Raw genomic sequence first — 10,347 nt, forward strand, 5'->3', positions numbered from 1 at the left:
TCCCATGCCCCTGGACCGGCGTACATGTTCCGGCCCATGATGTAGGCGCCGGCGGCGAGGATGCCTTCGAGCTCGGCTGCGTTGGACTCGGCTTCTTCGAACATCCACCTGTGGAGGAGTTCTCCACCCCGGCCCAGGGGTTCCGTCATGCTTTGGTTTGGGCCCGCAACGAATCCGTCAAGGGAAATAGTCAGATCGCATGTGACTCTGCTCATGCGCCCATCATGCCAGCACTCGGCGGGGCCCTGACATATCAAGGCGCAGGCGTGCTAGCGGATTTGGAGTTGGCGGGTCAGCCGATCCGCTCGGCCAGGGACACGATAATCCCCTCCGGACCGCGCACATAGGCCATGCGCCAGATGTGCTCGTACTGGCCGATGCTGCCGACCAGCCCGTAGCCGTCCGCGGCCAGCTGGTCGACGACCGTCTGGAGGTCGTCGACCTCGAAGGCGACGTTGCGCAGCCCCAACTCATTGGCCATCGCCGCGGGCGATCCAGGCTGGTGGTCGGGCCGGACAAAGCTCGAAAGCTCCAGCCGGGTACCTCCGTCGGGCGGCCGCAGCATGACGATCTCCGTACGGGCGTCGGGGATGCCGATCACCGTGTCGAGGAACTCGCCCTCGACGAACATCGGCGTGCCCTCGACCTCGAGACCCAGCCCGACGAAGAACGCCGTCACCTCTTTGAGATCGGCAACGGTGATACCAACATGATCGAAACGCCGTACCTGTGACATGAGATCAATCCTCCGTTGTTCATCTTGTCGATCCATCGGAATTGCGGAGCCGACGGGGATTCTCAGCACAATCATCGGCGAAATTCTTCAGAGCCGCATCGCCGTCGTCCTCTGCGATGAAGCACTGACCGTTGGGGAGGAAGCCGTCCACGTAGCCGGGGTCCCGTTTCCACCCTGAGGGGAACATACTGGGGTGGTGAGGATCGACGCCGTGTCAGGGGCAGAGGGGAGGCGGCGGCCTGGGGCCGGCACGAGCCCGTATCCGCCGATCGCCGACTATGGGTTCTTGTCGGACTGTGAGGCCAACTGCTTGATTGCATCGAGCGGGCAGGTCGAGTGGATGTGCGTGCCGCGTCACGACTCACCGAGCGTGTTCTCCACTATCCTCGACCGCGCCGCGGGTGGCTTCAAGGTGGCGCCGTACGGCGTCCGGGAGCCCACTGCGCGCCGCTATCTCCCCGGCAGCTTGATCCTGGAGACCACGTGGCAGACCAGGACGGGCTGGCTGATCGTGAGGGATGCCCTGGTGATGGGCCCGTGGCACCACACCGACGAGAGGGCCGGCCGGTACCGCCGCCCGCCGACGAACTACGAAGCCGAGCATTGCCTGCTGCGCACCGTACGGTGCGTCAACGGTGCGGTTGAGCTGTCCGTGCTGTGCGAGCCGGTCTTCGGCTACGGCCAGCGCCGGGCACGGTGGGAGTTCTCCAGCCCCGGATACGGAGAGGCCGTGACCGCCAGCGGCGATGAGGGGGATCCGGTGCTGCATCTGACTACCGACCGCCGGCTGGGCATCGAGGACTCCATCGCGGTCATCCGCAGCCGGATGACCGAGGGCGAGCAGGCCTTTATCGCGCTCTCCTGGGGGTCGCTGCCCCCGCCGCGGACGTGGGAAGAAGCCACACGCAAGCAGTGGCAGACCACTGAATTCTGGAGGCAATGGATCACCGGGGGCGAGTTCCCCGACCACCCGTGGCGGGAGCAGCTGCAGCGCAGCGCGCTGACGTTGAAGGGCCTCACCTACGCGCCGACTGGAGCTCTGGTCGCGGCGCCCACCACCTCGCTGCCCGAGACGCCCGGGGGAGAGCGGAACTGGGACTACCGGTACACATGGGTGCGCGATTCCACGTTCGCGCTCTGGGCCCTCTACACCCTCGGCCTGGACCGGGAAGCCGACGACTTCTTCGCTTTCATCCGCGACGTCGCCGCCGAGGACGACCTGCAGATCATGTACGGCATCGACGGCGAAAGGGACCTTCCCGAGGTCACTGTCGAGGGACTCGGCGGCTACGACGGCGCCCGCCCCGTCCGGATCGGCAACGCTGCCGCCCACCAGCGCCAGCTCGACGTCTGGGGCATGATGCTGGACTCCGTCTACCTCCACGCCAAATCCCGTGACCAGCTTCCCGAGCCGCTCTGGCCCGTCCTGCTCCGCCAGGTCGAGCAAGCCGCCGCGCACTGGCGGGACCCCGACCACGGCATCTGGGAGGTCCGTGGCGACCCGAAGCACTTCACCTCCTCAAAGCTCATGTGCTGGGTCGCCCTGGATCGTGGTGCCCGGCTGGCGCGCCTGCACGGTCAGGCTGATTACGCCCGCAAGTGGGACGCCGTCGCCACGGAGATTCACGAGGACATCTGCCGCAATGGTGTCGACGACCGAGGCGTATTCGTCCAGTCCTACGGCACGATGAACCTCGATGCCTCGCTTCTCCTTGTTCCGCTCGTCCGATTCCTGCCCATCAGCGATCCACGCGTGCGCGCCACGGTCTTGGCCATCGCCGATGAACTCACCCGGGACGGACTCGTCCTGCGCTACCGCCCCGAGCAGACCGACGACGGTCTCACCGGCGACGAAGGGACCTTCACGACCTGCTCGTTCTGGCTCGTCTCAGCCCTGGTCGAGATCGGAGAGGTGGTACGCGCCAAGGCACTGTGCGAACGTCTGCTGTCCCTTGCCAGTCCCTTAGGCCTCTACGCTGAGGAGCTGGATCCGGTGAGCGGCCGTCACCTCGGCAACTTCCCACAGGCGTTCACCCACCTGGCCCTCATCAACGCGCTCGTGCACCTCATCCGCGCCGAAGAAACCAACCGCGCGGCGCAGTTCGCCCCGGCCCACCGCACGCCCTGATACGCAGACGAAGGTCAAGGTATGGATTGCAACGACGGGCTCACGCTTCCACGGGAAGCCGCCCTGACGCGGGTCCCGGAACCGGATGTTCTGCCCCGCCGCAGCCGTGCGGAGAGGTGACCGATCCGGAGAGGCAAGGAGCAGCCCATGTGGAGTGACGTGCAGGAATCCGGGCCCTCCGTTGTTGATTGCTTCCTTGGTTTTCCTGATGCGGACATGGGCAGGTCAAAGAAACGGACCGCCGTGAGGCGGTCCGCCAAGTGTGAATGGGATGGTTACTCGGCCTTGAAGGTGAGCGAATCGTCGCCGCTCGACCAGAGCAGCTTGCCGCTTTCATACGTCATTGCAATGGGCCGCTTCAGGAATTCCTGAACCCAGAGTCGCTGGTAACCCTCAGCGCCTACACATCCCTCAGCGCCTGTCGCAATCTTCCCGGCGACGGTGAGGATGTTGCCCTTGATGACCACCGGGGCGCCCAGGGGCCCGCATGGGGTCCGCACGGTCAGCAGCAGCTCACCGTTGATGGACGTGAGCTGAGCCTTGACGGCTCYGTTCGCCGCCCACGGGAGGGCTTTACCGTTCGATGCGGCTGAGACGCTGTCGTAGGTGGTGCACGGCGCTCCGGGCAGGAATGGGGCGCACGTTTGCTGCGGCTGGGATGTGGTGGCCGGGAGGGGAGTGGGTGCACTCTTGTCAGCTTGAGCGGATGCTGAGAGGGGCGTCGGCGTGGACTGCCCGCCAGGTGGCGTCGCTGCACATGAGGTCATGAGCAGTGAAGCCAGTAGAACGGAAATCTTGAGTGGCAGATGCCGAGCACGATCCATTATTCCCCCTAGGAATGAACGCTGAACCTGACCATAGACGTAGGACCTCTGATTGTCATTAGGTTTGGGTGACCAATTTTTGGGGCCCCTTCTTGCATGGGTAAGCGGGGAGGGGGACGAATAATTGACCACGCATTAGCCGAGCAATCCAACGGCAAATATCCGCCCCCAGCCCTGGGGTGGGAGGGACAATGAAGCCATGACCACACCCCAGGCAGCATTCGCGGCCTTCATGATCGCAGCCCTCATCTCAACCGCGATCTACTTCACCGTCACCTACCGACGCACGACCAAGAGGATCGCAGACAACGCCAACACCCAGGGGGAGGCGGCAATCGCCGTTGGCACCGACCAGCCGCGAAAGCCTGGTCTGGCAGCCAAGCTGAACTACCTCCTCTTCACGGACAAGCACCCGCACTTTGACGCGCGCGACAGCCACAACCACACCGCACCTCACAACGGGAGCACCAACCCGACCTCCACGGCCGCCAATCACTGAATCAGCGGCAGCGGCGGGTCATGACGCCACCCCAGCTACTCCACCACTCGCGCGGAACGGATCGGACAAGGAACCATGGACACAACACAAGCAGTAATCACAGCCCTCATCATCACGGCATTGATCGCAACGGTCGTCTACTTCGTCGTCCGCAAGAAGGTGGGCGCCGGTAACAAGCACCCTCACTTCGAGCCGCGCGCTACCCGCGACCGCGAACTGGGCAATGACGGCCGCTATTACCCGAACGCCACCCGGGTCAACGGAGGCTACAACGGCGGCGGCAGCCTCCCAGGCTGACGCCAACCCAGCTACTCGCAGCGGAAACCCCCGGAAATCACTGGATTCCCGGGGGTTTCCGCTTTGCGCACCCTCTGCATAACACTACAAAAACGCGGGGGAGTAGGACCCGAAAAGCCCATGGCGTAGGTTGAGCCCATGAACACCCGCCGCCGCCGACAGGCCACCCTGTGGACCCTGGCCATCCTGGCATCCCTCCTACTCACCGCCGCGGGCCTGGCCATGACATTCTCACTCATCCGCACCCCAGGGGAAGGCCCTGGCCACGCCCTAATCTTCGCCGGAACTGCCGCCTCGGCCGCTGCAGCCGCCTGGGCACGCCTGAGGGATCTTGGATGGCCGATAGTCCTGGCCGTCGCGGCACCGGCCCTGCTGGTCGGCTGGCCGGATGCCGTCATGCCCGACAGCTTCATTCCGCACCTCGGGGCCGTGTTAGCTCTACCGGCAGCGCTCATCGGGCTCATCATCGGGCTGGTGGCGGGCGGGCGGCCGGAGAGCGGCCACCAGGAGCAGGGTCTACCTCCCGGGGGCCATCCGGCAGGCGGGGGATGATGGCGGCATGGATGCATTACTGAGCTGGATGCGAAAGTCGCTCGAACGGTTCCGCACCCGGAAGGGGTATGTGTGGATCGTCCAGCATGACGAGTCGCCGCACGACACGATCCTTGGCGTGTTCGGCGACGAGCAAAGCGCCAGTGACTACGCCGATGTGATGGGCTTCCAATTCACCAACGGCGTGATCTGGGGAAGTACAAAATCGGGTCTCGGGTTGACTCCAGAGGGGAGCGGTCTCACGACTGAACCAAGCCCCTTCTGTAGCGTTATACATAGTTACCTTACATAATGCTGATTATCGGCGTTTAGATCTTGTGCGGTGGGAGGCCTTGGACGGGGCCTTGAGGCGGAGGAAGCTGGTCGAAATGTTGCTCTGGGCGGCGGCATCTTCGTCACCGAGCTCTGACCTCTTTGCGGGAGGAAAGAAATCCCGAGCCGGCAGTAAGAGCCCGGTCAACGAAAGAGCGATGAAGACGACCTGGTGGATATGGTCAGTACCCGGCGGAAGCTGACCAATCAGGTGGGCGGCCCAGAACAGCGGGTAGAACCAAAGTGCGTACCACGCCCAGGGTTCGCCTCGTCGATATGGCACGAGCACGATAAGACCGCCAAAAAGTCCCAGCCCGAACGAGGCGAGACCGTTCGCCCGATACAGCCCCACGTTTGCGCCCATCGGAACCGCAGCGACAATCGCGCCGAATGCCAGGAGGCCCGCGCTGACAATTGCGAGGCAGATCCGGCCGATCAGTAAGGGCCACCTTCTATCATGCACTAGGTCAGACTAACTGCCGCAGGTGAGTGCTCGCGCTCAGTCGTTGTTTTTAGCCGTGCGGGTACGCCCGTTCACAGGTTGATGCAACTTGCGGCGTGGTGAAGTGGCGTGGCTCCGAGGCGTCACCCCAGCCTCCTGCGGGTCCACGTCAGCCAAGCTAACGCCAGGACTCGATCAGCGGCAAACAGGCAAACAGGCCATCAGGCCAATTCTTCCGCAGGGTGCCGACGGGCTTACTCCCCCGCCGGCTCTCACTGAGGCCGCTTCGCCGCAGCTTCTGGCCGGGGTGTCAAGGGTGGTAGGCTGGCCCCAAATTCACCACTTTCACCACTTTCACCTACTTTCACCCTGGAGGTCCCGGTGCGGAACCCGTTCAAGCCCACCGCAGGGGCCACGCCGCCGGACTTGATTGGGCGGGCCGGGCTCTTGGATGAATTCGAGTACGGCCTGCAGCAAGGCTCGGGAGCACCCGGGCTTTTGACCATCATCACCGGATCCAGAGGCATCGGCAAGACAGTCATGCTGAGCGCCGCGGAACGGATCGCGGGAACTCACGGCTGGGCGGTAATCTCCCGAACAGCAAACCCCGGTTTCCTCGCCGGAATCGGCGACGACATGCTCCGGCTTGTCGAGGAACTCGGAGACGGGCCCCCAACACGGAAAATCACAGCATTCTCGGCGGCAGGGTTCGGACTAACAACGCAACTCCCCCAGGAACGGAGTGCCGACTGGCGACGGACCGGGAACGAACTTCTGCGGCTGTTGGACGCCAAAGGTACAGGACTCGTTATCACCATCGACGAGATACATGCGGTGGACCGCACAGAAATTTCCCAACTGGCCGCTGAAGTGCAGCATTTCATCCGCGACGGACTGCCCATCGGCCTCATCTTCGCCGGCCTGCCATCCGCCGTCTCCGACCTCCTCAATGAAGGAGTGGCGACCTTCCTGCGACGCGCCGACAGGATCAATCTCCACGAGGCAGCCATCGCCGAAGTCACCGCGTCCTACAGCGAGCTCTTCAGTGAGGGAGGGATAGACGTCTCCCCCGGCCTCGTCAGTGAAGCCGCGGAGGCTACGGAGGGCTACCCCTTCCTTATTCAGCTTGTGGGCTACTACCTCTGGCTGGAGGCCGGAAAGGCCGACTGGAAACTGGATGAKAGTAGCGTGCACAGCGCCATCAGCGCCGCTCACCGACGAAACACACTAGTAGTCGTCGAGTCAGCGCTATCGGATATCTCGGACAAGGACCGCGAGTTCCTCGACGCCATGGCCCTTCAGGATGGATCATCGGCAGCGGGCCTGATCGGAAACATCATGACGGCCAAGCCCAACGTGGTTTCCAAGTACCGAAAGAGACTCATCGCCGCGGGCCTGATCGAGTCAGCCGGCTACGGCAGGGTGGACTTCGCAATCCCCGGACTCCGCCAATACCTCCGCGAAACAGCGTCGGCCTGATGCAGTGACGGAACGTCAGCGGAGCTCCTCGACCAGCCCGATGATGATTCCGGCGGGGCCGCGGACGTAGCACAGCCTAGGGGGCCGGGAATTCTTGCCGTTGACGAATACCGTGCGTCGACAACATCCAGGAATCGGCGGAAAGTCCGCACCGGATCATGACGGAAGAAGCTCCGGGCCGGGCTCCTTGAGGAAGCCGGCCCGGAGCTCGTAACGGGTCACTCAATGACGGCGCCCGGCCCGGAGCCCGGATCAGGCGGAAATCTTGTCCGCCATGCCGGAGTGTGCCGCGCGGGCCGCCGGCACGCCGTCGCCGTCCTGGCCGTACAGCCAGTCGTTGTACCGGAAATCGTTGTCCATCCGGCTCTTGAAGAGCAGGTTGCGCAGCGTCCGGGCCAGCCCGGAGACGTGCCAGGATTCGCCCCAGACGCGGGCGGTGCGCTGGACCCTGGCGGTGCGGCCGGCGCGGAGGCWGTTGAATTCCTTGATCGCGCCGTCCCAGGCTGCGGGGTTGACGCCGGCGGCAGTGAACACGGTGCCGTTGGTGACGTCCTGCAGGACTGCTGCGTCCTCGAGCGCCTGGCAGGCGCCCTGGGCCAGGTACTGCAGCATCGGGTGCGCGGCGTCGCCCATCAGCACCATCCGGCCGGCCACCCAGTTTTCGATCGGATCGCGGTCGTACATGGGCCAGCGCATGCTGGTGCCTAGGTTTTTCAGCGCAGCCTGGACGGCGGGGACGCAGTCCTTGTACGCGGCCTCGAGCTCGTCGACTCCCCCGTATTGCTCCTCGCCGCGCTCAAAGGAGGCGGACTTGAAAACGGCCACGGTGTTCAGCAGCTCGCCCTTGCGCAGCGGGTACTGCACCAGGTGGCAGTCCGGTCCGAGGTAGACAATGACGTCCTCGAGGTCCGCTTTGGGTGTGTGTTCGGTTATGGGCACGGTGCCGCGGTAGGCGACGTAGGCCGAGGGGACCGGCTCGTCGCCGGCAACGAGCGGGCGCAGGGTGGACTTGAGCCCGTCGGCGCCGATGACGACGTCGGCCTCGTAGTCCACGCCGGCGGCCGTGTGAGCCACTCCCCTGCCGTTCACGGTCTCCACGCTCTCGACCATGACATCGTTGACCAGTTTCACGCCCGCCGCTTCGCAGCCCTCGAGCAGGACCCGGTGCAGGTCGCTGCGGTGGATCACCACGTAGGGCGCACCGTAGCGTTCCTCGAATTCCCCGCCGAGGCTCTGGCGCGTGAGCTCCTCGCCGGTGACGGCGTCGCGGAAGACCAGGTGCTTGGGCTGGACGCCAATCTCCAGGGCCTTGTCCAGCAGGCCCCAGCGCTTCAGGACGCGGGAGGCGTTGGGCGCCATCTGCAGCCCAGCGCCGACCTCGCCGAATTCGGGGGCCCGCTCCACGAGGGTGACGTTGGCGCCGCTTTCCCGCAGCGCGAGGGCTCCGGCCAATCCGGCCATTCCCCCTCCGATGACGAGGACATCAGTGGACAGTCCGTCGGTGGACAGGAAACTGGTTGACGGGACGTGCTCAGACATTGCTTGCTCCTGTTAGTGAAGGGGAGGTTGAGAGTTTTGATTTGAGTTTGAGCCCGACGGCGGCCAGCAGGACCGCTGCTATCGCGGCTGCACCGGCGAAGGCCAGGAAATTGGAATTGACGCCCAGTCCGGCAGCCAGCAGGAGGCCACCGATCTGGGGTGCGGCGACGGCGCCGATGCGGCCCGTCCCCAGCGCCCAGCCCAGCGCGGTCCCCCGCAGGTGCCCGGGATAGTGGCTCGCGACGGCGGCGATGATGAGGCACTGGGTGCCGTGGGTGCCGACGCCGGCGAGGACCAGCATGAGGTAGACGACCGTCACGGGTGGTCCCGTAACCAGGACCACGAGCGCGCCGGCGGCGACGGCGGCCGCGGCGATCGCCGTCGGGATCGGGCCGAACCGGGTCCCGGCCCAGGCCGTGATGACCGAGCCGGCCACCGCACCCAGGTTGAGGGCCAGGGCGAAGGTCAGGGCTKAGCCCAGGTTGTACCCGGCCAGCTGCATGAGGTTGGGCAGCCAGGTTCCCAGCCCGTACCAGGCGAACAGGGTAGCGATTGTCGCGAGGGCGAACAGCAGGCTCACCCCCAGGTAAGGGGCGCGGAGCAGGGACTTGAAGCCGATCGGCTCTTTGAGGTTGCGAGTTCGCCTGTCCTCGGCGCTGACCGGGGCCAGCGTCTCGGGCAGGTATTTCAGTCCGAGAGGCACCACGATCATCAGTGCGAGCACGGCCACGAGGAACATGGACTCCCAGCCGAAAGCAGGGATCAGTTGGATGCCGACGAGGGCGGCGATGGACCCGCCGATCGGGACGCCGGACATCATCAGGGTGGCGATGGTAGACCGCCACTTAGTGGGGACCAGTTCGGCAACGAGGGCGTTCGCCGAGGGCACCAGGCCACCGAGCCCAATGCCCGCCAAGAGCCGCAGCCCCCCGAAGACGGCTGCGTTGGGGGCGAAGGCGCAGAGGATGGTGAAAATCGAGAAGACGATGGCACAGCCCAGGATGGTGCGGCGGCGGCCCCACGAGTCGGCCATCCGGCCGGCGAAGATCGCCCCGATCATCATGCCGACGAAAGCCATGGAACCAATGGTCCCGGCGGTGGCCTTGGTCAGCCCCCAACCGGTCTCGGAGATCAGGGAGGACTGGACCGTGCCGTAGACGATCAGGTCGTAGCCATCGAAGACCACCAACAGCCAGCAGACCAGGACGGCGGCTGCCGAGCCTTTGGAGAACCGTGATGCAGGCCCACCAACGGTAGAGGGGGCAGGGGCCCCCGGCGAAGACCGTTGCGGCACTGCAACAGATTGTGTGTGATTCATGCCACTCACTGTCCTAGCCGCCGCAGGTGAACCACAATACAATTCTGATGTGCAGAACAACCCATCCGGCAGAGCGGCCCGGAAGCCCGTCCAGAAACGGCCCACCTATTCCATCGAGGCGGTGGACAACGCGCTGCAGCTCCTCCAGCTGCTCCGCGACGGCGGAGCACTCCGGCTCAAGGACGCCGCCGAGGAGCTGGGCGTGGCGCCCTCCACCGCCC

At 65.0% G+C, this 10,347-nt stretch carries 11 protein-coding genes; 7 read left to right on the plus strand and 4 right to left on the minus strand.

Going from position 1 to position 10,347, the window contains the following annotated elements; translation table 11 throughout:
• Positions 1 to 292: 292 nt before the first annotated feature.
• On the minus strand, positions 293 to 736 hold the full coding sequence (locus AC1D1S_RS15660; protein WP_476994874.1) for a VOC family protein: 444 nt from the start codon (positions 734 to 736) through the stop codon (positions 293 to 295).
• 211 nt (positions 737 to 947) lie between these two features.
• On the opposite strand from AC1D1S_RS15660, the gene AC1D1S_RS15665 reads away from it, so the two are divergent.
• Positions 948 to 2,864: a glycoside hydrolase family 15 protein gene (locus AC1D1S_RS15665; RefSeq protein ID WP_476994875.1), complete on the plus strand. Its 1,917-nt coding sequence runs from the start codon at positions 948 to 950 to the stop codon at positions 2,862 to 2,864.
• A 275-nt stretch (positions 2,865 to 3,139) separates the two neighbouring features.
• Here AC1D1S_RS15665 and AC1D1S_RS15670 read toward each other — a convergent pair whose 3' ends face one another.
• On the minus strand, positions 3,140 to 3,631 hold the full coding sequence (locus AC1D1S_RS15670) for a hypothetical protein (RefSeq protein WP_476994868.1): 492 nt from the start codon (positions 3,629 to 3,631) through the stop codon (positions 3,140 to 3,142).
• A gap of 256 nt (positions 3,632 to 3,887) precedes the next feature.
• On the opposite strand from AC1D1S_RS15670, the gene AC1D1S_RS15675 reads away from it, so the two are divergent.
• From AC1D1S_RS15675 to AC1D1S_RS15695, 5 genes are all read left to right on the plus strand, one after another.
• The gene (locus AC1D1S_RS15675) at positions 3,888 to 4,187 is read left to right on the plus strand and encodes a hypothetical protein (RefSeq protein WP_243177536.1); all 300 of its coding nucleotides are present in this window, start codon (positions 3,888 to 3,890) and stop codon (positions 4,185 to 4,187) included.
• A gap of 75 nt (positions 4,188 to 4,262) precedes the next feature.
• The gene (locus AC1D1S_RS15680) at positions 4,263 to 4,484 is read left to right on the plus strand and encodes a hypothetical protein (RefSeq protein ID WP_243177538.1); all 222 of its coding nucleotides are present in this window, start codon (positions 4,263 to 4,265) and stop codon (positions 4,482 to 4,484) included.
• A 138-nt stretch (positions 4,485 to 4,622) separates the two neighbouring features.
• Positions 4,623 to 5,036, plus strand: a complete 414-nt coding sequence (locus tag AC1D1S_RS15685) for a hypothetical protein (protein WP_243177539.1) — start codon at positions 4,623 to 4,625, stop codon at positions 5,034 to 5,036.
• Positions 5,037 to 5,043: 7 nt separating this feature from the next.
• Positions 5,044 to 5,328 (plus strand): hypothetical protein, encoded by a 285-nt coding sequence (locus tag AC1D1S_RS15690; RefSeq protein ID WP_476994869.1) that lies wholly within the window; start codon positions 5,044 to 5,046, stop codon positions 5,326 to 5,328.
• Between the two features lie 843 nt (positions 5,329 to 6,171).
• Positions 6,172 to 7,269 (plus strand): ATP-binding protein, encoded by a 1,098-nt coding sequence (locus tag AC1D1S_RS15695; protein WP_476994870.1) that lies wholly within the window; start codon positions 6,172 to 6,174, stop codon positions 7,267 to 7,269.
• 252 nt (positions 7,270 to 7,521) lie between these two features.
• Here the strand turns inward: AC1D1S_RS15695 and AC1D1S_RS15700 are convergent, their stop codons facing one another.
• A complete protein-coding gene (locus tag AC1D1S_RS15700) occupies positions 7,522 to 8,808 on the minus strand; it encodes an FAD-dependent oxidoreductase (protein ID WP_476994871.1) in 1,287 nt (428 codons plus the stop codon).
• Positions 8,801 to 10,126 (minus strand): MFS transporter, encoded by a 1,326-nt coding sequence (locus tag AC1D1S_RS15705; RefSeq protein ID WP_476994872.1) that lies wholly within the window; start codon positions 10,124 to 10,126, stop codon positions 8,801 to 8,803. The genes AC1D1S_RS15700 and AC1D1S_RS15705 overlap by 8 nt, the downstream gene beginning before the upstream one ends.
• Between AC1D1S_RS15705 and AC1D1S_RS15710 the strand changes: the two genes are divergently transcribed.
• A partial coding sequence (locus tag AC1D1S_RS15710) for a helix-turn-helix domain-containing protein (RefSeq protein WP_476994873.1) occupies positions 10,125 to 10,347 on the plus strand: 223 nt, incomplete at its 3' end. The genes AC1D1S_RS15705 and AC1D1S_RS15710 overlap by 2 nt on opposite strands.

The sequence above is a fragment of the Arthrobacter sp. P1_A5 genome, from assembly GCF_056406825.1.